The organism is Aestuarium zhoushanense (assembly GCF_056431045.1).
On the sequence record NZ_JBWKMA010000015.1, the window covers coordinates 24,140 to 46,378 of the forward strand.

Consider the following 22,239-nt stretch of genomic DNA (forward strand, 5'->3'; position numbering starts at 1 on the left):
TCGCCCCCGACGCGGATCGGGATACAGGCAAAAAGCAATCGGGCGGTATATAACTCCACCCGATCCGTGGAACTGGGGGGCCAAGCGCCCCCCATTCTTTATTTAGAAGTGATGCAATAGCCCGCAGCGGTGAGGTGGTCACGGATGCTGCGCGCGATGGCCACGGCGCCAGCGGTATCGCCATGCACGCAGATCGTGTCGATCGCGACAGGGATCGGATCGCCTGTCCGTGGCAGGATCGCGCCGGCCTCGAGCATTTGCAGGATACGAGTCGCTGCGATGTTGGGATCGTGGATAACTGCGCCGTCTTGCCCGCGTGGGGTGAGGGTGCCGTCGGATTCGTAGCTTCGATCCGCGAAAATTTCTGAGATTACAGGCCCGCCGAGGGTCGCCGCCGCTCGTGCTTGGGCTGTGCCAGCGATTACCATGAGCGGTAAGTCAGGGCAGACGGAGCGGGCGGCGCGGTAGCAGGTGAGCGCCATCTCTTCGTCGCGTGACGCCATGTTTGCCATCGCGCCGTGCAGTTTCAGGTGCGACAGCGATCCGCCCAAGGCGCGGCAGACCCCGTCCGAGGCTGCGACTTGGTAACGGATGATCGCCGTGAGGTCAGAGGGGGCGAGCGTTATCTCGGTCCGACCGAAATTCGCGCGGTCCTCAAACCCAGGGTGGGCACCGATAGCGACGCCTTTGTCCAATGCGGTTTGCATGACGCGGGACATAAGACTCGCATCGCCTGCGTGGGCACCGCAGCTCACGTTGGCAGAGCTGACAATATCGAGCATCGCCAGTTCAGAGAGCACCTCGGCCTCGGTGCTGCCTTCGCCCATGTCGCAATTCAGATCGATCGTTTTCATGCGTCCCATCCTGTGATCATGCCGGAAATGAGTTGATAGCTGAGCAGGTCCGTCATTTGTGCGGGGTCACGGATCAGCGGTTTACACAGCGCTGCGAGATCGCGGGTCAGTCCTGCGAGGCTTTGATACGAGGATAGCGCCTCTTCGCGGGTGATGCAGGTGAATTGTATTTTTACACCTGCTGGGGCCTGCGCGACCTTTGGAATGTCCTGAGGAATAACGGTGCCGATCCGTGGATAGCCGCCGACCGTTTGGCATTCGGGCAGCAGCACAAACGGCACACCATCACCTGTCATTTGGATATCACCGGGCTGGATCGCATCCGACAGGATGTTCAATTGATCCGCCGTCGCGAACCCTGCGCCTGAGCCGTTCAGTTTCACACCTTGGCGATTGGCGGCAGAATCGCGGGTGAATTCGGTCTGGGTGAACCGTGCGCGCGTTGCTTCATCAAATAATGCTGTCTGTGGTCCGTTGATATAGCGGATCGTGCCGCCCTCAAACCGATTGTCTGTTGGCAGGATCATTCCGACCCGATCCGTATTTCGATCAGGGCCCAGTGGCAGTGTCGCGCCAGTTTCGAGCACTGCGCCGATCCCGCAGGTGAGGTGGGTGGATCTGCTGCCCATCACAGGCTCAGTCGCGATGCCACCGCCAAATCCGATGTAGCCATAAACGCCCGACAGCACAGGGCCGATGGTCAGGCGATCCTCGGGCAAAAGGAGGTGAGAGGCGTTCCAAACCAGCGCCCTGTCGCCAATCGTGGCTCGCATCGGTGCGCCCGTTAGGGAAATGCGGGTCGGTTGACTGACGGAAAACACGCCGCCCATACCCGCCATTTCGATCACAGCATGATCGGGCGATTGACCGAGGAGGGCGGCGCTTTCGCAGATGGCCTTGCGGTCTGCGGCGCCCCCACGGGGGAGGCCAATCGATAGATACCCCTCGCGACCGAGGTCTTGGACCGTCATCGCAGGGCCAGCGCGGTGGATTGTAAGCGTGGTCATTCCACGTCCTCCCACGTTGCGCCGCCAAAGGGGGCTGTTCGCGCGGTTGTGAATTCGGTCTCTGACACGGGGGTAAAGATGACCTCATCGGCGGGGGAAAACAGCGACGCGGGGCTGCGTGCCGGATCGAATAAGGGCAGGGCAGTTTGACCGATCCAGCGCCAGCCCGTGGGGGAGGCGTTTGCAAAGACTACAAACTGACGGATGGCAACGACCAATGCGCCCGCGGGCACTTTGGGTGTGAGAGCGGTTTGGCGCGGGATGTTCCATTCGGGCGGCAGGGTGCCGAGATAGGGCAAACCTGGTGCAAATCCGATGGTCAAAACGCGCACCCGTGAGGTGCCGAGCGCATCAATCGCGGCATCCATCGAAATCCCTGCGAGTTCTGCGGCTTCTGCCAATTGCGGACCGTGATCGCCACCGTAGCAAGTCGGAACGCGCCAGAGCTTGCGACCTGCGGGCAGGGCGACGGCGCCCCAGTCTTGGGTCTTGAGGTGATGTTGGAGTAGTGCGGTAACCTCATCCAGCCCAACCGCCAAGGGGTCAAACCGAAGCGTTACAGAAGCGAGCGTGCTAGATACTTCGACAAACGGGAGGGCGCTGTTCCGAATATGCGCGGCAAAGCCCAAAGCCGCCCGATTGGCCTGATCCGACATTGTCGCATCGAACCGCACCAGAACGGCATCCAAACCGAAGGGGAGGATTTCAGGCAGGGGCATCATGATGTGGCGTAATGCGTTGACGACATGGTCGGATTTGTGGGCAAACCCGCGGTGATCGTCAACGCCTTAGTCAGATTACGCGGTTTTCAACGAGCGAGCAGAGCCGCGAATGCGCTGGGTTCCGCTGCGCATACGTGTTGCCCCAGACGCCAGCGTTTCGGCCTGCTGTTGATTTTCGAGAGTGAGTTTCTGGATCTCACTCATCGCCATATTGATCTGATCCACCGCACGAGTCTGTTCAGAGCTAGCGAGGGTGATCTCTTCGATGCGTTCAGCAACGGTGGTGATTTCCCCCGCGATTTTTTCAAACGTTTCGCGGGTCGTTGCCGATGTGGTTACACCAATCTCAACCTGTTTACGCGATGTTTCGATCAAGCGGGACGTCTCACCCGCAGCCTTGGACGACCGCGCAGCGAGGTTGCGGACCTCTTGGGCCACGACCGCAAAACCACGACCGTGTTGGCCCGCGCGTGCGGCTTCGACCGCAGCGTTAAGGGCAAGGAGGTTGGTTTGAAATGCGATTTCGTCGATCACTTTGATGATCTGAATAATGGCGCGGGACGATTTGTCGATCTCGTCCATGGCCGTCACCATGTTTTCAACCTGCGACTGGCCGTCGTTGGCAATGGTCGCAGTGCGCCGCGCGAGGTCGTTTGCTGTGCTCGCAGATTTCGCATTTGACCGCACCATAGAAGCGGTTTCCTCGATCGAGGAGGACAATTGTTCGACCGTGCTGGACTGGCGTTCGGCGTTTTGGTGGAGGTTATGGGTGCTGTTGTGGATCGTCTCAGCTGCGTTGTCAGCGATGTCGATTTCTTTGGTCACGTCGGTGATCACGCTTCGGATCAAGTTAATCAAATCGGTGATCGCAATGGTGGTGCGAGAAAGGTCGCCAGTCGGGGCTTCGGGCAACTTAACACTGAGGTCTTTTTCATCGGCCATTTTGCGAACAGCGCGATAGAGGTTGGCAAGCGGGCGAATGCTGCTGCGCGACCAACGGAGCAGAATATAAGCTGTCAGGATGCTTCCGCCGACCCAGATCAGCGAGATCGCAATGGCAGGGTTGCCGAGGGCATTAGACCAGTAGGGATAGGTGAACCCTACAATAGACCCAAAAACAGTGTTCAAAATTACACTGAACACCGCAGCACGGATCATCAATGGCCACTTTGGGGGGATTAAAGTCATCACGGTTGCCTTGCCTGTTGTCACCTACAAAGGGTTCAACGGCGCAACCGTGACTTTATTTAGCGAGAAAACGACTTAGTTCAGGCCGTTTTTGCATAGGTTGGCGCATCGTAATCGCCGTCCATTTCTTCTGTTTTCGCAATGGCTTGAACCATGCGGCAAAGTGTTTCTTTGATCTGTGGGCTCTCAACACGAGCGAGCGCAAACAAGATACGCGATGTGGTCGTGTCAATCTCGTCTGAATGAACACGGTCATCGACGCCTTCAAAGAAGTAACCCGGCGATACGTCCAGTGCGGTTGCGATTTGATAAAGACGGCTGGCGGAGACGCGGTTTTGGCCGGCTTCGTATTTCTGCAACTGTTGGAACGAACACCCGATTTGTGCGGCCAGACCCGATTGCGTCAGACCGCGCATCAGGCGGGCATTGCGAATTTTCTGGGCTACAAAATCATCGATAGGATGCGGCATGGTGTTTCCTCTACAACTTCTGCAAGAGAAAATCTCGCCTCAACGGGTATGTTTCAACGTGTTAAATACAACTAAAAGTGGTTGAACTATCACCACTCAATGGTGCATAAATCACCCATCAAATTGAGCGGTGCAAGATTCGACCGTAACACGTTGCTTTGATTTCATTTTCTTATGGAGCATTGAGATGGGCGAGCCAAAAACTGCTGCGTTATTTTATGAGATGCTCCGTTCGTTCACGGTTTTGGCAAAGGAATTGAACCTCTCTCGGACCGTCTCTCGGTTGAATAGCACGCGTCAAACGGTCCGTCGGCACATTCGCGCATTGGAAGAGTATCGCGGAACCGAGCTGTTCTCAGTCAACGACCGACAATACGCTCTGACGGATGCGGGACGTGATGCGTTGGAGGGGGCTCTTGATATTGTGGCGCTGTCTGATGCGTGGATGAAAAACCAGTCGGGGCAGGTGCGTGGGCTGGATCAATTGCGCAGCGAAAAGACGAACGGCCACTATTATCATCTACAACAACAGCCGATCAGTCGGATTTGGGACAGTGGACCTGACTTGTTGCGGAATTGCTTTAACGCGTGGGTCGCCTCGCAAGGACGTATTGAAGCGCCAGAGTTTCAGGCGGTCCGTGCGGCTGTCGTGATTTTCCGCCGTTTGGGCGAGGAATGGATCTGCGTGGAGGTCGGGGCGGAGTCCTCATATTCGTCATGGTTCGGGCGCGATTGGGCGCTGAGCAGCATTGGCTTGAAGTCTGCAGATCTTCCAGGTGGTCAGGGGTTCGGTCGGTTGCTCGTCGCGCCGTTTGAGGAAGTGAAACGCACCGAAGGCGTGCGGCTCGATCACATCGTGTCAGAACTTCCGCGTGAGAAGGGCGGTGCCCCCGTGCCGATCAGCTATCAACGATTGCTGTTGGGGTGTCGCTTCCCAGATCAGAGCCGTGGTTTGGTGTCGGTCGTGGTACGTACCTATGACCTCTGCATCGACGGACTACCCAGAGAAGAGATTGAACGGATGCCGAGCGAGTTGCTCATGGATATTCGTTAACACTGGTAAACCATTTATTAACGGTCGTGGATCACAAGATGGCTCCAAGGATGATTAGCCTTGGAGAGTGAACAATGACCATCCACGATTCTTTTGAAGGTGCGCTTTATGTAGCCACCATTGTAACTTTGGCGGAAAAATACGGCATTCGGTTAGAGTCGGGGTCCGACTTTGATTACTATGCCGAAACAATCGCCGCGCATCGACCGCAGCCGATTGGCGTGCCGTTTGACCCAAACCTTAACGCGATTCACCCTGATGATGGGTTTTGGTTTCTAGGATGGGACCGTGACAAGCGGCTCGTTTTTACCCAAGCGGTGCGTTTGTTGCGGATCGAAGGGCAGAGCCTTGCCGACTATTTCCGCGATCAATACGTGGCCTTTCCGCCTGCAGGTTTGCCGATTGATTTCGACCGCTCGTTCTATTCCCCCGGTCCGAGCGCGCGACGCATGACGGGCACCTGTGCCTATCACGGTGACGTCTGGATGATCAGCGATCCTGCCTACCGCGGCACAGGCATGTCGAGCATTCTAGCTCGGCTTGCTTTGGCCACGGCGCTGATGACGTGGTCGCCTGATCACATGATTGGGTTCATTATCAAAAAGCTCGCGTTCAAGGGCTTGGGTGAACGCGAAGGCTACATGCATTCCGAACCCGCCGCGCTGAGCTGGTATGCGAAGGATCGCCCTGATCCGATGGTGGCGCATATGTGTTGGATGAACCGCGATGACCTGCGGTATCTTCTCACCATTCCTGCCGAAACTGTCATGGCCTAAATGAAAAAGGCGCCCGAGAGGGCGCCTGTTTTTCCGTTCCTCGGGAAGCGTTTAGCCGTTCCAAGTGCGGACCTCACCACAGTCCATGTGAACGAAGTTCGAGCCCGCATATCGACCAACGCCGCCAGCGTTACAGGATTGTGCGGCGCTTGCGATTTGGTTGACCGAACGGCTTGCTAGACGGAGGTCAGCAGCTTGACCGCGCATGTGGAGCGAATTGCGCGCAACGCCAGAGGATTGGCGGCGCAGCATGGCGTTGGTTTCAGGCGAACGATAGCCCGACAGCAACATGTAGGGTTCAGTGACGTCGAGCAGGTTGTGCGAAGCTGCCATGATATCAATGGTGCGCGTGTCGATGGCGATGGTTTTGTTGTTCCGCCAGTCGCGCATGAAGTGGACGATCTGATTGACCGATTCAGCGATATAGTCGCCTTCGATCCAGTAGATCATGTCGATCTTTTCGCCGGTGCGGCCAGAATACATCTTAATCCGACGAACATCACCAGCGCCGCGCAGGAACCCAGCTGCTTGACCGAATGTAGGGGTGAAAGCCGGAGCTGCCGTTACAGCGGTCGCGGCGAACGCACGAAGGAGACCGCGACGAGAAATTCCCGAGGTATTCGTTGTCGTCATAGTTGAAGCGCCTGTCCCGTCGCTATTACCTGCTGTGGCGTGCAGGTTTTGTTTTCATCTCATCCCCAGATGCAGGAACTTTATGGCACAGACTGATTCCTGAACCAACTAAAGAATGCCCTAGGGTCCGTTAACAAAGGCCAAATAGGCGAAAATTTGCGCAAAATCCGATTGAGGTGGCCCGCGATGCGTCGCCCTCGCGGTGCGGACCTGCAACATTTGGTAGCCCCGTGGCCGATTATCGCAATTGTGAGTGGACTATCGGGGCGTCAACGTGTCTCTCTGGTCGGCAATTGCGAATATTAGTTTGGGGCTTTGCGCGTGAATAGATCGGTTCGGTTTTCGTCTTTGGCGGCTTTGGTCGCGATGTCCTTTGTTCTGGGCACAACTGCGCCTGTGCAGGCTCAGGTCACAGCATTCCGTCAAGCTGTGGCTGAATCTGTCGCAATGGATGACGAACTGGCCGCGTTTTACCGCGCTCGTGATTTCGCGAGCATTTGGACGGGATCGGACGAGGTTGCGCAGGCCCGCCGTAATGCGCTCCTGGGTGCTTTTGCGGATGCGCCGCTCCATGGTTTGCCAGCCGAGAAATTCGATCCCAATGCTCTGATCGCCCGTTTGCAGTCGGCCAAAACGGCCTACGAACAAGGCGCGATGGAAGTCGAGTTGAGCGAATTGTTCCTCACTTATGCGCGGGACGTGCAGACGGGCATCCTCAATCCGAACCGTGTTCTGGATGCGATCAAACGTGAAATTCCCGTGCATGATCGGATTGAGATCCTGAATGGGTTTTTGACAGCCGATCCGGTGCAGTATCTGCGGTCACTCGCTCCGCAATCCGCTGAATATGCGCGGCTGATGCGGTCGAAAATGCGGCTTGAGCATCAGATCGCTCGTGGTGGCTGGGGTGCCACGGTGCCAGAGGCGACGCTGCGGCCCGGTGATACGGGGGCGGCTGTCGTTGCGCTACGCAACCGTCTGATCGCGATGGGCTTTATGGAGCGGTCGGTGACGGCCACTTATGACGCAACTCTTCAGGCTGCGGTGCAAAAGTTTCAGGAATACAACGGTTTGACCGCTGATGGTGTTGCGGGTGGCTCGACGATTGTTGAGCTAAACCGCCCGATTGAGGACCGCCTTCAGTCAGTTATCGTCGCTATGGAACGGGAGCGTTGGCTGAATATCCCGCGTGGGGACCGCCATATCTGGGTGAACCTCACGGACTTCACCGCCAAGATCATCGACAACGATATCGTCACCTTTGAAACCCGATCTGTTATCGGTGCCAATTCCGATGACCGTCAATCGCCAGAGTTCTCTGATCTGATGGAGTTCATGGTGATTAACCCGAGCTGGTATGTACCGCGCTCGATCATCGTGAACGAATATCTGCCGCGACTGCAGGCTGATGCGGGAGCAGTGAGCCACCTTCAAGTCGTGGCGAGCAATGGTCAGGTTGTGAACCGCGCGAATGGCTTTAGCCAATATTCCGCGTCCAGCTTCCCGTTCTCCATGCGCCAGCCGCCGGGGCCGAGCAACGCGCTGGGGTCGGTGAAGTTCATGTTCCCGAACCGATACAATATCTATCTGCACGATACGCCTGCGCAGAATTTGTTTGCACGCGAAGTGCGGGCCTTTAGTCACGGGTGCATCCGCTTGGACGATCCGCATGACTTTGCTTACGCACTATTGGCGCGTCAGACCTCTGATCCGGTCGAGTTCTTCCAATCCCGTCTTCGGACAGGGCAGGAAACGCGGGTTGATCTAGAGACGCCAGTGCCTGTGCACTTGGATTATCGTACCGCGTTTACCAATGTGGACGGGTCACTGCAGTATCGCCGCGACATTTACGGTCGTGACGCAGTGATTTGGGATGCTTTGGCGCGTGAAGGGGTAGCCGCGGGCGGCGTTCAGGGGTAAATCCTTCTCAACGTTGAGAGGGACTTATGGCTTATACCGTTTCAGAGATTGCAACTGCGCTCGGGGCTGAGGCCTTGGGCGATCTGTCCCTAGAGATTGACACCGCGTCAGAGCCTGCAACGGCTGGTCCGCGCGACCTCGCACTGGCGATGTCGCCTGCTTATGCGGAAAAGCTGGGGCAGGGTCAGGCACAGGTTGCTGTGGTCTGGTCTGGCTGCGATTGGCAGGCGCTTGGCCTTAAGGCGGCGATCATCGCACCACGCGCGCGACTTGCGATGGCAAAGCTCACGCAGATGCTCGACCGTCCGTGGGATATTGAGGACGGTATTCACCCGACCGCGATTACCGAGGGCGCGACCTTGGGCGAGGGCGTCGCAATCGGTCCCTTTGTTCTGATCGGCAAGGGCGCTGTGATCGGCGCAGGCACCCGAATTGCTGCACATGTGACCGTTGCACCGGGGGCGGTGGTCGGTGAAAACTGTGTGCTCCTTGATGGGGCGCGGGTGATGCGGCGTGTGACCTTGGGCGATCGTGTGATCCTGCATCCAAACGCTGTGATTGGTGCCGACGGGTTTTCGTTTGTTATGGCCGAGCAGTCGAATGTTGAGCGGGCCCGCGCGACCTTGGGCGATACCGAGGCTCAAATCCCGAACGATCCGCGTCAGCACCGTATCCATTCCTTGGGCGGCGTGATCCTATCAGACGATGTTGAGGTCGGCGTTGGTTCCACTATCGACGCAGGCACTATCCGTCCGACCTTTGTCGGCGAAGGATCAAAAATCGATAACGGCTGCCATCTCGGGCATAACGTGGTCATGGGCAAACACTGCCTTATGGCGGGACACGCAGCGGTGGCTGGATCAACGGTCATCGGGGATCGCGTGGTTTTGGGCGGTCAGACGGGCGTCGGTGATAACCTCAAAATCGGTGATGATGTTGTAACTTCGGCTGGGACGATGGTTTTGGCGAATGTGCCTGCGGGTCGTGTGATGATGGGCTATCCCGCGACACAAATGACGCAGCAAATTGAGATTTATAAATCCTTGCGCCGTCTGCCAAGAATCCTACGTGATATGGGAAACCGTCAAAAATAAGTTTCAAACGGCGGTCATAGTGATTAGATCATTTTAAATGCCCAAGGGTCATACCCGAGAGAGGCGAGGACACATGGAAATTCGCGAAAAAGTCATCGAAATCATTGCCGAACAGGCCGTTCTAGAGCCATCGGATGTGAAAATGGATCACACGCTAGAGGATTTGGGCATTGATAGCCTCGGTCTGGTGGAGAGCATTTTTGCGATCGAAGAGGCCTTTGACATCTCTGTGCCGTTCAATGCGAATGACCCGAGCGAGAGCGATTTCGACATTTCGTCCGTCTCTGCCATCATTGACGCTGTTTCAAAGCTCGTCTCCGAAAAGGTATAACGCCAATGCGTCGCGTTGTGATTACAGGTGCGGGGACGATCAACGCCCTCGGCCATGATGTTGCGCAAACGTTTGAGGCGATGCGCGAAGGGCGTTGCGGCATCGGTCCGTTGGAAATTCCTGACGTTGATCGCCTGATGGTGAAAATCGCGGGCCAAGTGCGCAACTACGACGAACACGCGCATTTCAACCGTCAGCAAATCGCGCTCTATGATCGGTTTACGCAGTTTACGTTGTTGGCTGCACGTCAAGCTGTGGCGCAGTCGGGGCTCGAATTTCACGGTGAGTTGGCGGATCGGTCTGGGGTTGTGCTTGGCACCTCTGGCGGTGGTCTGACGACGCAGGATGAAAACTACCGTGTGGTTTACGAGGAAGGGAAAAACCGCGTTCACCCCTTTATCGTGCCGAAGCTGATGAACAACGCAGCGACGAGCCACCTGTCCATCGAATTTAATCTGCGCGGTCCGTCCTTTACCGTGGCAACGGCCTGCGCGTCTTCGAACCACGCAATGGGGCAGGCGTTCCAGATGATCCGTTCGGGCATGGCGCCGGTCATGCTGACGGGTGGCTCTGAATCCATGCTGGTCTTTGGTGGCGTGAAAGCCTGGGAAGGGCTGCGCGTCATGTCCAAGGACGGGTGCCGTCCGTTCAGCGCCAACCGCAACGGCATGGTTCAAGGCGAAGGGGCGGGCGTTTTCGTGTTCGAGGACTACGAACATGCACGCAAACGCGGGGCGACGATCCTTGCCGAGGTTATCGGTTTTGCAATGTCGTCGGATGCCTCTGACATTGTGATGCCGTCAAAGCAGGGCGCGGGTCGTGCGATAACGGGTGCAATGCGAGACGCGCGGATCGACAAGAGCGAAGTTGGCTATATCAACGCGCATGGCACGGGCACGGCCGCCAACGACAAAACGGAATCGGCGGCTGTCGCGGATGCTTTTGGTCCGCACGCGGATAAACTGATGATGTCCTCGACCAAATCCATGCATGGTCACTTGATCGGTGGCACGGGCGCGGTCGAACTCTTGGCCTGTATCATGGCCCTCAAAGACGGCATCATCGCGCCGACGATCAACTACGAAGAGCCCGATCCAGAATGTGCGCTCGACGTGGTGCCGAATGAGGCGCGCGAGGCGAATGTGGACGTGGTTCTCACGAACGCCTTTGCCTTTGGCGGATTGAACGCCGTGCTGGCGCTACGCAAAGCCCCATAAACGCAAAACGCCGCCCCAAGAGGCGGCGTTTTGTTTAATAGTCAGCGCCTTAGTTGGTCGGCGGCGTGGCTTTGTCGAATCCAGCGGTAAAGCCAGCGAGCGACATATCCAGAATAACTTCGGCTGCCTCAGGTGCAGTTTCCGCACGAACGATACGCACTTTCGCGTTCGACCCAGCCTTGAACGCAGCGAGCTCTTCGGCGGTGAAACCAGCGCGGGTCACGCAGCCACCTTGGTTACAGAATTCGATCGGGTAACGGCGCGGGTCGGCGTCATCAACTTGGATCATGATGCCTTCGGACAGGCGGGTCATCAGCGGGACCAGAAGGGTCGCAGCTGCTGCAGCTTGTTGGTCTGCGGGCATCGGGAACATGGTGACTTCCATGATCGAGTTGCCTTCAGCATCCTTGAGCAGTTGGTAAATTTGGCAGGGTTCATCGCCAGATTCGACTTTGAGGCAGCGCAGTTCCCAATCACCAGAGGTCTCTTTGACGTAGACCTGACCGACCTGCGGGTCAGCGGGGGCGTCTGTTGCGGGGGCTGCGGTCTCTTGCGCCAGTGCGACACCGCCGAGGGCGATCATCGTCAGGGTGGCGAGCGGCTTAATCACGTTGAACATAAAAAGTCCTGTATTGGGTTGCTTGGCTCTGTCTAACACGTGTGTGAGGGGGTGTCAGGTGACATCGGCGTCAGTATCGGCAGAGGATTGCCGATCCGTTCACGTGAAGTGTTACCGATAATCAGTTGGAACAAAAAGAAAAGGGACCGAAACCGATCCCCTTTCTCTATTCTCCCTATCGGACTTGGCCGACTATTTGATGTGACGCTACGAAAAGGAATCGGGACCGTCAACTGGGAAACGACAGTTTTATGGCAGTCGCCTAAAAAAACCGCGCCCAAAGGCGCGGCAAGTCTAACAGGGAGGAGATTTTGTCGGTCAGAATACAATCCTGACGAACGCTTTCACTATGGCATGAAACCGTTAAGGATGTATTTTAGCACCGATTTGAGCATTTAGAGGGTGTTATGGAAAACGCGATTTTTATCGGCGGGGGGGGCGAAGGCTACGCTGAACAGCAGGGGCTTTTGCTGAACTACGCGAACCGTCACGGCTTGATCGCTGGTGCGACGGGCACGGGTAAGACGGTGACGCTGCAAACTCTGGCCGAGGGATTTTCGGCTGCGGGCGTTCCTGTGTTCCTTTCGGATATTAAGGGCGATTTGTCGGGGTTGGCGGCGGCTGGTTCTGCGGAGTTCAAACTCCACGATGCGTTCATGAAACGGGCAGCGACCATCGGGCTTGACCTGCAATACGACAAATTCCCAGTGACCTTCTGGGACCTCTACGGTGATCAAGGCCACCCCGTGCGCACCACCGTTGCCGAAATGGGGCCCCTGTTGCTCGCGCGGATGTTGGAACTGTCCGATGTCCAAGAGGGCGTTCTGAACATCGTGTTCCGCGTCGCCGACGAAGAGGGCCTCCCGCTCTTGGACCTCAAAGACCTGCAATCCATGTTGCTTTGGGTCGGTGAACACGCGAGCGAGATTGCACTGCGCTATGGGAACATCGCATCGGCCTCGATCGGTGCGATCCAGCGGCAGTTGCTGGTGTTGGAAAATCAGGGTGCAACGGCGTTCTTTGGCGAACCTGCCTTGGACCTGATGGACATGATGCAGGTTGCGCCCGACGGTCGTGGGCAGATCAACCTTCTGGCTGCGGATAAGCTGATGAACAGCCCGCGCCTCTATGCGACGTTCCTGCTGTGGCTGCTCTCTGAATTGTTCGAAGAACTGCCCGAGGTCGGCAACCCTGATAAACCAAAGCTGGTGTTCTTCTTTGATGAGGCGCATTTGCTATTTGATGATGCGCCCAAGGCCTTGGTTGATAAGGTCGAACAGGTTGCGCGTTTGATCCGGTCCAAAGGGGTAGGCGTTTATTTCATCACGCAAAATCCTGCTGACGTGCCAGAAGATATTCTGGGCCAGCTGGGCAACCGCGTGCAGCACGCGCTGCGTGCCTTTACCGCGAAGGATCAAAAGGCACTGCGTCAGGCGGCGGAGAACTATCGCCCGAACCCTGCGTTCGATATAGCTGATGCGATCACCGAGGTCGGCACGGGCGAGGCTGTGACCTCTATGCTCGAAAACAAGGGCATCCCTGGGATCGCGCAACGCACGCTGATCCGTCCGCCGTCGTCGAAACTCGGCCCGATTGAGGCGAGCGACCGTAAGGCGTTGATGGCGACCTCACCGATGGGGGCAAAGTATGACACGGCTGTGGATCGTGAATCGGCGCATGAAATTCTGCTGAAACGCGCGGATGCCGCAGCCAAAGAAGCCACTGCTGCAGAAGAGGCCGAAGCTAAAGCAGAGGACGAGGAGCGCGAGTTCCGCAATGCGCGTCGTTATGACGGTGGGTCGTCGCGATCGACCAAGACCCGCACGACACGGTCGCGGTCAACAAAGAATGAATCCTTTGGGGAGGCTATCGGCTCTGCCGTGATCAAAGAGCTGAAGGGGACCACTGGTCGGCGCATCGTGCGCGGCATCCTCGGGACGCTATTCAAATCACGATAACGGAAAGGGCGGCGCGAGCCGCCTTTTTCAATTGAGCTGGCGGATTTTCAGGCTGGTGATCCGGTTTTGCTCTTTATCGATCACTTCGAAGCGGAACCCGTGGAAGCTGAACACTTGACCTACAACAGGGATCATCTGGGCCTCATGGATCACCAGACCCGCGATGGTATTCGCCTCGTCATCGGGCAGGTTCCAATCGTGGGCACGGTTCAGGTCGCGCAGGGTCATTGACCCGTCGACGATAAAGGCGCCGTCTGCCGTTGGTTTGATCATGTCCTCTTCGGCCACGTCGAATTCATCGGCGATTTCACCAACGATCTCTTCGAGGATGTCCTCAAGTGTGATCAGACCTTCAAGCCCGCCGTATTCATCGACCACCAAGGCAAAGTGCGTTTTGCGTTCAAGGAACTTGCGCATTTGATCGTCGAGCGTGGTGGTTTCGGGGATGAAGTAGGGCTTCATCGCGACCGACATGATATCGAATTTGTTCATCTCGTCCGTGTCCATCGTCCCATCTTCGAGCATGCGGTGCATGGCGCGCAGGAGGTCCTTGGCGTGGAGCACACCGACCACGTTTTCGGGATCATCGCGATAGAGCGGCAGACGGGTGTGCGGGCTTTCGAGAACTTGTGCGAGGATTTCAGGCACAGGCAGACCCGCGTCGATCATCTGAATGCCAGAGCGGTGGAGCATGACTTCTTCGACAAAGCGCTCTGATAGGTCGAGCGCGCCTAGGATACGGTCGCGGTCTTCTTTTTCGACGACACCTTCGGAGTGACCGAGTTGTAGCGCGCCTGCGATCTCTTCACGGACGGCGAGAATGTTGCTGTCGGGGTCCGCTTTGACGCCGAACATCCGCAGGACCAGACGCACTAACAGGCGCACGGCAGAGACCACCGGCGAAAAGACGAGGATCACATAGCGGATCGGAGAGGCCACGCGGGCCGCCACCGTTTCGGGATTGGTGATGGCATAGGTTTTCGGCAGCACCTCGGCAAAGATCAGAACGAGGAGGGTCATCCCCAAGGTCGCCAGTGCGACACCGTTTTGCCCAAAAAGCTTCGTCAGAACAGCTGTCGCGAGCGAGGTGGCGAGGATGTTCACTACGTTATTGCCCAAGAGGATCGAGCCGATCAGGCGTTCGTTGTCCTCGGTCACATTCAACGCCGTCTCAGCCCCGCGCGACCCTTTGTCGGCGGCAGAGCGTAGCTTACCACGGCTTGCGGCCGTAAGCGCCGTTTCAGAGCCCGAGAAAAAGCCAGAGAGCACCAAAAGTACGAGGATGGCGGCGGCAGTGATCCAGAATGTAGCGTCGAGAACAGGCATTGGGTCCAATCCGTTGGTCTACAACGGTTATGGGGGCGCGAGAGGCGCGGTTCAAGTGGTCCGTTTTTTCGAAAGCGGATGATGGGTCAGAACGAGGTCTTTCAAACGCTCGTCTAGCACATGCGTGTAAATTTCCGTTGTCGCGAGGTCAGCGTGGCCCAACATGGTCTGGATCGCCCGCAAATCAGCTCCACCTGCTAAAAGGTGCGTGGCGAATGCGTGACGGATGGTGTGGGGGGTGACGCTTTCGGGGGAAATTCCTGCGGCGACCGCGAGTTCCTTGATCAGGGCAAAGAAGCGGTGTCGGGTGAGGTGGCCATCCTTGCTCCGCGATGGAAAGAGGAATTTGGAGGCGGGGATGCCTTTGCGTTTGGCAAGGTCCTCTGCCGTGTCCCGCACGTCGAGCCAGTCTGAGATCGCGTTCAGAGCGGCCGCAGAGAGCGGGACCATCCGTTCCTTACCCCCTTTGCCACGCACCAAGAGCATCTGAGGATTACCTCGCGCGGCGGCGATCGGGAGGCTAACCAGTTCAGTGACACGCATCCCCGTCGCGTAGAGAAGCTCCATCAGGCAGGTATTCCGTGCCGTGTCGCGGCCATGTGTGCGGGCGGCGTGGAGGAGGCGATCAACATCCTCAACGCTCAGCGTTTTGGGCAGACGCTTAGGTTTTCCTGGTCCTTTGATCTGAACCGCAGGGTTGTCGCTACGCCAACCCTCTTCAAAGGCAAAACGATAAAGCTGTTTGATCGCAGAGAGGCGACGAGCGCGGGTCGAAACGGCCAATCCTTCTGCCTCGCAACTGATCAGGTAGTTTTCGACGTTGGTCCGATCCGCATCAATGAAATGGGTTTTGCGGCGGTCGAGCCAATCCGCAAAATCCTTGAGGTCGCGGGCATAGGCCAATTGGGTGTTCGTTGCGGCATCAAGTTCGGCGGCCTGCGCTTCGAGGAAGCTCTGGATCCAATGCATCATGCCAGACGGCGCTGTCATGATGGGCGGTCCAACAACAGATACTGGAGCGCCGCACGCCGCGCGACATCCTCTAGCCCGACCGTGCGCAGGGTCACGAGCGCCTCTGAAATGGCGACAGGATCGCCCGTCATGCCCTCACCAAAGGTTGCGATGGTGCGCAGGAGTGCTTCGCCAAGTTTTTGCGAATTGATGAGGTCCGCGATGGAATCGGGAACGGGTGTTTTGCCTGAAAATGCAGCGAATACAGTGTGTTGCGCGGGCGTTTTTGCGTTGACGGCTGAAACGTTGCCACGGGCAACAGCGCTCAGGAAAATATCGTCGTCGGTTGTCGCGGTAAAGTTCAGTGCTGCGGCTTCGTAATCGGCGGACAAAAGCAGCACGTGGAACGCTAATGCCGCCGCGTCACCTGTGAGAGGCAAGGCAGCAAGGTCCGGTGCATAGAGGCGCGCAAACGGTACTTCGGTTCGGGCGTCTTTCATTGCGGACCATGCGGCAGGGAGGGCTGCGGCAACTGCAACGGGGTCGCGGGCGCGAATGGCGGTGTCAAACCGTTGGAACGCTTCAGCCCGATCCCAGATGCCGCCAGAAGCCGCAGGGCGTTGCGCGGTGTAAAGCGCACGCAGAATATTGTCGTCAACGGCACCGTAACGAGCCAAACGCTCTGCCGCTTCGAGTTGGCTCCGCCAGCTTGCCACATCGCGCAGATCGGCGTGGGCAAAGGCGCGTGGCAGGGTTGCTGTGGGAACAGGTTCACCAATCGCTTCGAGCAGGCGGAATTTCAGCGGCGTGACACGATCAGGCGTTGGAACGGCCGCCGCGTGATCATCGAATTCGGTCTCGAGGAACCGCACCAAAAGCTGTTCGTCGTCGGGCTGGATGTCACCGAGCGCGATCCCAGTGTTGAGGATCAGCGCCGCCGTGTCCCAATCGCCGCCACGGGCCACGCAGAAAATACGAACCGCGTGAGTGGGCGCGAGGTCGGGTGCATCGCGCATCGTGGCGCAAGCGTTGTCTTCGGTGCCCGTCAGTAGCGAAATGTCGAACCAACGGCGGAAGAGGGCGGGTTCCTGTGGGTCTGCAGCCTCAAGAAGAGCTTGTGCCTGTTGCAGCGCGCCGACCTCTAGCAATTTATCAACGCGGGCGAGGAATAGGTTCCCCTCGCGGCCCGCATCAAAGGGTGGTTTGGCTTCGGCCAAGAGAAGGACCGTGAGGAAGTCTTGGATCGCGGGGACCGACTCTGTCCGTTCTGCGGTGACGAGCGATACGAGAATTGATTCGGTGCTCGCAGACCAGATGGTGTTCGGCAGACCTGTCATTGATGGTGGCAAGAGCCCGACCAAATCAGGGGATCCACTGTCCAGAGGGGTCACTGTCACCACTGGTGATTCCGCCCCATCAAGCGGCGCAACGCCTGTTCCAAACTCAGAACCTAGCGGGCTGACGGTGACTGTTGGATCAACGCTATTGGACAGCCAATCAATGGCCGATAGCGGACCTGCCTCTTGGGCTTGGGTCGCGGAGGCCAGCAAAACAAAGGCTGTAATAAGCTGTGCCCCTTGCATTTGTTATTTCACCTGCAGGGTAACGGGTTGGCTGACCGCTTGTTCAGGTGCCGCGAAATCTGCCGGAAAGAACAGCGGCCCGACGTAGGCGTATGCCACAAGTCCGATCCCCGCTAGAAAAAGCAGAACGATCAGAGCTTTGAACAATCTCCACAACATTCCGATAGCCTTTCTTGCCCTTTGTGCCTCATGGGCTTTGCACCCTTGGCTGTCTTTATATATGCCCTTGCTGGCAATAACACGCCATTCGGGACAGAAAATGACAACTCGGCAAGCCACAGCCGATCACGACCCAGAGAGCAAAACCGCTTTGAGCGGTCCATTTCGTCTGGAACGGACAGTTGTTCTGGTCGGAATGATGGGATCAGGCAAGTCTGCGATCGGCAAATCGCTGGCGACTCGACTGGGTGTGGCGTTCCTTGATTCTGATGCCGAGATTGAGCGTGCGGCCAACGCGAGCATCTCTGAAATTTTTGCGCGCGATGGCGAGGAGTTTTTCCGCCGTCGCGAAACCGAGGTTATTCGGCGTCTTCTGAACGGGCGGCCCTGTGTGTTGTCGACGGGCGGCGGGGCGTTCATGGCGGAACGGAACCGCACGATGATCACCGAAAAGGGCGTGTCGCTCTGGCTCAAGGCGTCGTTGGATACGCTCTGGGAACGTGTGCGTCACAAGGATACGCGCCCGCTGTTGCGCACCGCGAACCCGCGTCAGACGCTCGCGGATTTGCTGGCTGTACGCGAACCGATTTACAGCCTTGCGAACCTAACGGTCGAAACGCAGGAAAATTATTCGATTGATGACACCACCGACAAAGCGATCGAAGCGCTGTTGGGCCGTGTCGATGTCCTAAAGGAAAAATCATGACTTTCGAAACCGTGCATGTTGGGTTGGTTGGCCGCGAATACGACGTTCTGATCGGGCCAGACCTGATTGCGACGGCAGGTGCGCGGATCGCGGACATGCTGACGGTTAAGAAGGTCGCGATTGTCACGGATGCGAATGTCGCGGGCCTTCATCTGGCAACATTGCAGGCGTCTTTGGATGCGGCGGGCGTGGCGCATTCGGCGTTGACCTTGCCTGCGGGCGAAAGCACCAAACGGTGGCCTGAGTTTACCAAAACTGTCGAATGGCTGCTTGAGCAAAAGGTCGAACGGAACGGCCTCGTTATCGCGCTTGGCGGTGGGGTGATTGGTGACCTCGTAGGCTTTGCGGCCTCCGTTTTGCGCCGTGGTGTGCGGTTTGTGCAAATCCCGACCTCGCTCTTGGCGCAGGTGGATAGCTCTGTCGGCGGAAAAACGGGAATCAATACGGATCAGGGTAAGAACCTCGTCGGTGCTTTCCATCAGCCGAGCCTCGTTTTGGCGGATACCTCAATCCTGTCCACGCTCACAGAACGCGATTTCCTCGCTGGCTATGGTGAGGTCGTGAAATACGGTCTGTTGGGCGATGCGGCGTTTTTCGATTGGCTTGAGGTGAACGCACCGAAAATGGCTGCGGGCGATATGGCGGCACGGGTTTATGCGGTGAAACGGTCCGTTGAAATGAAAGCCGAGATCGTGATGCGCGATGAGACAGAGCAGGGGGATCGGGCGCTTTTGAACCTCGGTCATACGTTCTGTCATGCGCTGGAAAAGGCGACGGGTTATTCGGATCGTCTACTCCACGGTGAAGGCGTCGCAATTGGCTGTGCGCTGGCGTTTGAACTGTCGTCGCGCATGGGCCTGTGTAGCCAAGAGGACCCAAGCCGCGTTCGTGCGCACCTGCGTCAGATGGGCATGAAAACGGATGTGACCGATATTCCGGGTGATCTGCCAGATGCCGAAGCGCTGTTGACCTTAATGGGGCAGGACAAAAAGGTTCTGGATGGAAAACTACGGTTCATCCTTGCGCGCGGGATCGGTCAGGCCTTTGTGACCTCGGATGTGCCGCGTGAGGCTGTGCTGTCGGTGCTGAACGACGCGCTGCGCGGTTAATCCGCTGCGGCCTTTGCGATGGCTGTGGCGAGGTCGCCGTATCCTGTAAATCGACGCTCAAACGCGAGGCCCATGCGGGTCGCGCAGTCCTCTGCCTTGGCTGTCAGGGCAGGGTCGTCGGTTTGCGCGAGGTAGACCAGTTTTTCGTAATTGCCGAAATACATCGACAACAGATCGGGGTGACGATCTAGTCCGAGTGGTTTCCAGACAAAGGCGTCGAATTGGCGGGCGAGGAAGTCGGTGAGGTAAAAGGCGGTGACTTCACCGTGGGCCTCAAAAACAGCATTCGTTTCAAAGAACGAATAGCAATGCGGGCCAGCGATATAGTCGACGCCCAGCTCATCGCATTTCGCGAACAGCTGACCACCCGTGCCACAGTCCGCGTATGCAACCATGATCTGGTCATAGGCATTGCGGTTCTCAGTGACCGCGGCCTCAACCGCGTCGGTGATGCGTTCGGGGTGGTTGTGCAAAATCGCGGGAAGGCACTGCAGGTCAACGTGATCCCAGCCATTCAGCCGTTTTAGCGCGATGATCTCATGCGCGAGGGCACCGCAGGCCACAATAAGAACGCGGCCTCGCCCCAAAGGGGCAAGGCCGTCATTTGTCAGTGTGATGTCTGAAAGATCAGGCATTCATCTGGTTGTGCTTGCGCGCAACGAACGCTTTCGCGGTGTCAACGGCAACAGCAGCGTCACGGCAATAAGCATCAGCGCCAATCGCACGACCGAATTCTTCGTTGAGCGGTGCGCCGCCAACCAGAACGATATAGTCGTCACGGATACCCTGTTCGACCATCGTGTCGATCACGGTCTTCATGTAAGGCATCGTAGTGGTCAACAGAGCCGACATGCCGAGGATGTCAGGCTTTTCGGTTTCCAGCGCTTCGAGGTATTTCTCAACAGCGTTGTTGATGCCGAGGTCGACAACTTCAAAGCCAGCGCCTTCCATCATCATGGAAACGAGGTTCTTACCGATGTCGTGGATGTCGCCCTTAACGGTGCCGATCACCATTTTACCAACGCGTGGTGCGCCAGTTTCAGCCAGAAGCGGCTTCAGGATGGCCATGCCGCCCTTCATCGCGTTCGCAGCGAGCAGAACTTCGGGAACAAAGAGGATACCATCGCGGAAGTCGCGGCCAACGACAGTCATGCCACCAACGAGAGCTTCGGTGAGGACGCGGTAAGGGGTCCAGCCACGCTCGAGAAGGATTTCAACACCTTCTTCGATCTCTTCCTTCAGACCGTCGTAAAGGTCGTCAAACATCTGTTCGACGAGTTCTTCGTCGTTCAGTTCGGACAGAATGATGTCATCTTGATCGGACATTGGCGTTCTCTAGTTGGAAGGGTCAATTGGGGTGATTTGATCCCAATGCGACAATTGGTCTGGACCGATTGCGACTCTGGGCGGGTCGGAAACGACGGTATCACAAAATGTCGAAAAAAAACCGCACCGAATGGCGCGGTTTTTGGGTTTTTCAGGGGTCGGCCTGCACTTAGCCGCGGCGGCGCGATTTGCGACGCTCTGGGCCGTCACCGTCGGTGCCGTCGGATGCCGACGAGAAACCACCGAGTTTCGCAGCGATTTCATCCAAGGTCGGACGGTCGCCACGCGGACGGGTTTCTAGCGCTTCTTTCATGGCGCGCAGGTGTTCTGGCGTGGTGCCACAGCAGCCGCCGATGATGGTCGCGCCGCAATCACGCGCCAACACTGCATAGTCGCCCATCAGTGACGGGGTGCCGTCATAGTGGATGTGGCCGTCGTGGTATTTCGGAATGCCAGCGTTGCCTTTCGCGATGATCGGCGTCTGCGAACCAGTGGCGGCAAAGCCCAGAACAGTGCGCAAGAGGTCAGCCGCGCCAACGCCACAGTTGGCACCAAAGGCGAGGGGCGGGTGGTCGAGTTTGTCGATAACCTTCGCGAGGTCCGCGCTGGTAATGCCCATCATTGTGCGGCCAGCGGTGTCAAAGCTCATAGTGCCGCACCATGCCATGCCAGCGAGTTTCGCAGCTTCTGCCGCGGCTTTGTATTCCTCAACCGCCGAAATGGTTTCGACCCAAAGGACATCCGCGCCGCCTTCTTTGAGGCCTTCGGCCTGTTCGTGGAACATTTCCACGGCGAGCTCGTGGGTCAAGCTGCCCATCGGCGCCATAATCTCACCAGTTGGGCCGACAGAACCCGCGACGATCACAGGACGGCCAGCGGCGTCCGCCACTTCACGACCCAGTTCGGCAGCGATGCGGTTTAGTTCGCGAACGCGGCCTTCTGCGCCGTGCAGTTTCAGACGCGATGCGTTGCCACCGAAAGAGTTGGTGAGGAACAGGTCGCTGCCTGCGTCTACGGCACCAGCGTAGAGGGCTTTGATCTTTTCAGGATGTTCGACGTTCCACATTTCTGGCGCATCGCCAGAGCTGAGGCCCATGTTGAACAGGTTGGTGCCTGTCGCGCCGTCGGCCATCAGCCAGTCGCGTGTTTCGAGCAAGCGGGAAAGTGCATTTGTCATATCGCGAACCATTCGTCAGAGTCGTTTGTCCCCGCATGGCATGACATGGCAGGGTTTTC

General features: G+C 57.4%; 23 protein-coding genes. 9 read left to right on the top strand and 14 right to left on the bottom strand.

The annotated features are described in order from the left end of the window. Positions 1-98 precede the first annotated feature (98 nt). The 5 genes from AC07ED_RS05885 to AC07ED_RS05905 all read right to left on the bottom strand — a co-directional run bounded on the left by AC07ED_RS05885 (position 99) and on the right by AC07ED_RS05905 (position 4,241). Positions 99-854: a LamB/YcsF family protein gene (locus AC07ED_RS05885; protein ID WP_105234952.1), complete on the bottom strand. Its 756-nt coding sequence runs from the start codon at positions 852-854 to the stop codon at positions 99-101. Continuing rightward, a complete protein-coding gene (locus AC07ED_RS05890) occupies positions 851-1,861 on the bottom strand; it encodes a 5-oxoprolinase subunit C family protein (RefSeq protein WP_105234953.1) in 1,011 nt (336 codons plus the stop codon). The genes AC07ED_RS05885 and AC07ED_RS05890 overlap by 4 nt, the downstream gene beginning before the upstream one ends. Further along, positions 1,858-2,583: a 5-oxoprolinase subunit B family protein gene (locus tag AC07ED_RS05895; protein WP_105234954.1), complete on the bottom strand. Its 726-nt coding sequence runs from the start codon at positions 2,581-2,583 to the stop codon at positions 1,858-1,860. The genes AC07ED_RS05890 and AC07ED_RS05895 overlap by 4 nt, the downstream gene beginning before the upstream one ends. 75 nt (positions 2,584-2,658) lie before the next feature. Beyond that, complete coding sequence (locus AC07ED_RS05900) at positions 2,659-3,771, bottom strand: methyl-accepting chemotaxis protein (protein WP_105234955.1); 1,113 nt, start codon at positions 3,769-3,771, stop codon at positions 2,659-2,661. A gap of 80 nt (positions 3,772-3,851) precedes the next feature. Next, positions 3,852-4,241 carry a helix-turn-helix domain-containing protein gene (locus AC07ED_RS05905; protein ID WP_105234956.1) on the bottom strand — a complete coding sequence of 130 codons (390 nt, stop codon included), beginning with the start codon at positions 4,239-4,241 and terminating at the stop codon, positions 3,852-3,854. A 187-nt stretch (positions 4,242-4,428) separates the two neighbouring features. On the opposite strand from AC07ED_RS05905, the gene AC07ED_RS05910 reads away from it, so the two are divergent. Together AC07ED_RS05910 and AC07ED_RS05915 are read left to right on the top strand one after the other, a co-directional pair. Continuing rightward, positions 4,429-5,295 carry a helix-turn-helix domain-containing protein gene (locus AC07ED_RS05910; RefSeq protein ID WP_105234957.1) on the top strand — a complete coding sequence of 289 codons (867 nt, stop codon included), beginning with the start codon at positions 4,429-4,431 and terminating at the stop codon, positions 5,293-5,295. A gap of 74 nt (positions 5,296-5,369) precedes the next feature. After that, the gene (locus AC07ED_RS05915; RefSeq protein ID WP_105234958.1) at positions 5,370-6,071 is read left to right on the top strand and encodes a hypothetical protein; all 702 of its coding nucleotides are present in this window, start codon (positions 5,370-5,372) and stop codon (positions 6,069-6,071) included. Between the two features lie 51 nt (positions 6,072-6,122). On the opposite strand, the gene mepK is transcribed toward AC07ED_RS05915, so the two are convergent. Next, positions 6,123-6,704 (bottom strand): peptidoglycan L,D-endopeptidase MepK, encoded by a 582-nt coding sequence (gene mepK, locus AC07ED_RS05920; protein WP_105234959.1) that lies wholly within the window; start codon positions 6,702-6,704, stop codon positions 6,123-6,125. 366 nt (positions 6,705-7,070) lie between these two features. On the opposite strand from mepK, the gene AC07ED_RS05925 reads away from it, so the two are divergent. The 4 genes from AC07ED_RS05925 (at position 7,071) to AC07ED_RS05940 (ending at position 11,266) form a co-directional block, all read left to right on the top strand. After that, a complete protein-coding gene (locus tag AC07ED_RS05925; RefSeq protein ID WP_105234960.1) occupies positions 7,071-8,624 on the top strand; it encodes a L,D-transpeptidase family protein in 1,554 nt (517 codons plus the stop codon). A 26-nt stretch (positions 8,625-8,650) separates the two neighbouring features. After that, positions 8,651-9,718: a UDP-3-O-(3-hydroxymyristoyl)glucosamine N-acyltransferase gene (locus AC07ED_RS05930; protein ID WP_105234961.1), complete on the top strand. Its 1,068-nt coding sequence runs from the start codon at positions 8,651-8,653 to the stop codon at positions 9,716-9,718. Between the two features lie 73 nt (positions 9,719-9,791). Then, positions 9,792-10,049 (top strand): acyl carrier protein, encoded by a 258-nt coding sequence (locus tag AC07ED_RS05935; protein ID WP_105234962.1) that lies wholly within the window; start codon positions 9,792-9,794, stop codon positions 10,047-10,049. Positions 10,050-10,054: 5 nt separating this feature from the next. Continuing rightward, positions 10,055-11,266: a beta-ketoacyl-[acyl-carrier-protein] synthase family protein gene (locus AC07ED_RS05940; RefSeq protein ID WP_105234963.1), complete on the top strand. Its 1,212-nt coding sequence runs from the start codon at positions 10,055-10,057 to the stop codon at positions 11,264-11,266. A 49-nt stretch (positions 11,267-11,315) separates the two neighbouring features. Here AC07ED_RS05940 and AC07ED_RS05945 read toward each other — a convergent pair whose 3' ends face one another. Next, the gene (locus AC07ED_RS05945) at positions 11,316-11,885 is read right to left on the bottom strand and encodes an invasion associated locus B family protein (RefSeq protein ID WP_105234964.1); all 570 of its coding nucleotides are present in this window, start codon (positions 11,883-11,885) and stop codon (positions 11,316-11,318) included. A gap of 407 nt (positions 11,886-12,292) precedes the next feature. Between AC07ED_RS05945 and AC07ED_RS05950 the strand changes: the two genes are divergently transcribed. Beyond that, positions 12,293-13,843: a helicase HerA-like domain-containing protein gene (locus tag AC07ED_RS05950; RefSeq protein ID WP_105234965.1), complete on the top strand. Its 1,551-nt coding sequence runs from the start codon at positions 12,293-12,295 to the stop codon at positions 13,841-13,843. Positions 13,844-13,870: 27 nt separating this feature from the next. Here AC07ED_RS05950 and AC07ED_RS05955 read toward each other — a convergent pair whose 3' ends face one another. Genes AC07ED_RS05955 through AC07ED_RS05970 form a run of 4 tightly spaced genes read right to left on the bottom strand, consistent with a single transcriptional unit; the run spans position 13,871 to position 17,862 of the window. After that, positions 13,871-15,169 (bottom strand): HlyC/CorC family transporter, encoded by a 1,299-nt coding sequence (locus AC07ED_RS05955; protein ID WP_435404502.1) that lies wholly within the window; start codon positions 15,167-15,169, stop codon positions 13,871-13,873. Between the two features lie 51 nt (positions 15,170-15,220). Further along, positions 15,221-16,159 carry a site-specific tyrosine recombinase XerD gene (locus AC07ED_RS05960; RefSeq protein WP_105234967.1) on the bottom strand — a complete coding sequence of 313 codons (939 nt, stop codon included), beginning with the start codon at positions 16,157-16,159 and terminating at the stop codon, positions 15,221-15,223. After that, positions 16,156-17,703, bottom strand: a complete 1,548-nt coding sequence (locus AC07ED_RS05965; RefSeq protein WP_105234968.1) for a hypothetical protein — start codon at positions 17,701-17,703, stop codon at positions 16,156-16,158. The genes AC07ED_RS05960 and AC07ED_RS05965 overlap by 4 nt, the downstream gene beginning before the upstream one ends. A gap of 3 nt (positions 17,704-17,706) precedes the next feature. Beyond that, positions 17,707-17,862, bottom strand: coding sequence for a hypothetical protein (locus AC07ED_RS05970; RefSeq protein ID WP_158664507.1), 156 nt, complete (start codon positions 17,860-17,862; stop codon positions 17,707-17,709). Between the two features lie 100 nt (positions 17,863-17,962). On the opposite strand from AC07ED_RS05970, the gene AC07ED_RS05975 reads away from it, so the two are divergent. After that, positions 17,963-18,568, top strand: a complete 606-nt coding sequence (locus AC07ED_RS05975; protein ID WP_105234969.1) for a shikimate kinase — start codon at positions 17,963-17,965, stop codon at positions 18,566-18,568. Next, complete coding sequence (gene aroB, locus AC07ED_RS05980) at positions 18,565-19,677, top strand: 3-dehydroquinate synthase (RefSeq protein ID WP_105234970.1); 1,113 nt, start codon at positions 18,565-18,567, stop codon at positions 19,675-19,677. Before AC07ED_RS05975 ends, aroB begins: the two co-directional genes overlap by 4 nt. On the opposite strand, the gene AC07ED_RS05985 is transcribed toward aroB, so the two are convergent. The 3 genes from AC07ED_RS05985 to bmt all read right to left on the bottom strand — a co-directional run bounded on the left by AC07ED_RS05985 (position 19,674) and on the right by bmt (position 22,180). Beyond that, positions 19,674-20,312 carry a DUF1638 domain-containing protein gene (locus tag AC07ED_RS05985; protein WP_105234971.1) on the bottom strand — a complete coding sequence of 213 codons (639 nt, stop codon included), beginning with the start codon at positions 20,310-20,312 and terminating at the stop codon, positions 19,674-19,676. The genes aroB and AC07ED_RS05985 overlap by 4 nt on opposite strands. Next, the gene (locus AC07ED_RS05990) at positions 20,305-21,003 is read right to left on the bottom strand and encodes a corrinoid protein (protein WP_067545389.1); all 699 of its coding nucleotides are present in this window, start codon (positions 21,001-21,003) and stop codon (positions 20,305-20,307) included. Before AC07ED_RS05990 ends, AC07ED_RS05985 begins: the two co-directional genes overlap by 8 nt. A 169-nt stretch (positions 21,004-21,172) precedes the next feature. Continuing rightward, positions 21,173-22,180, bottom strand: a complete 1,008-nt coding sequence (bmt, locus tag AC07ED_RS05995; protein WP_105236339.1) for a betaine--homocysteine S-methyltransferase — start codon at positions 22,178-22,180, stop codon at positions 21,173-21,175. Positions 22,181-22,239: the final 59 nt, after the last annotated feature.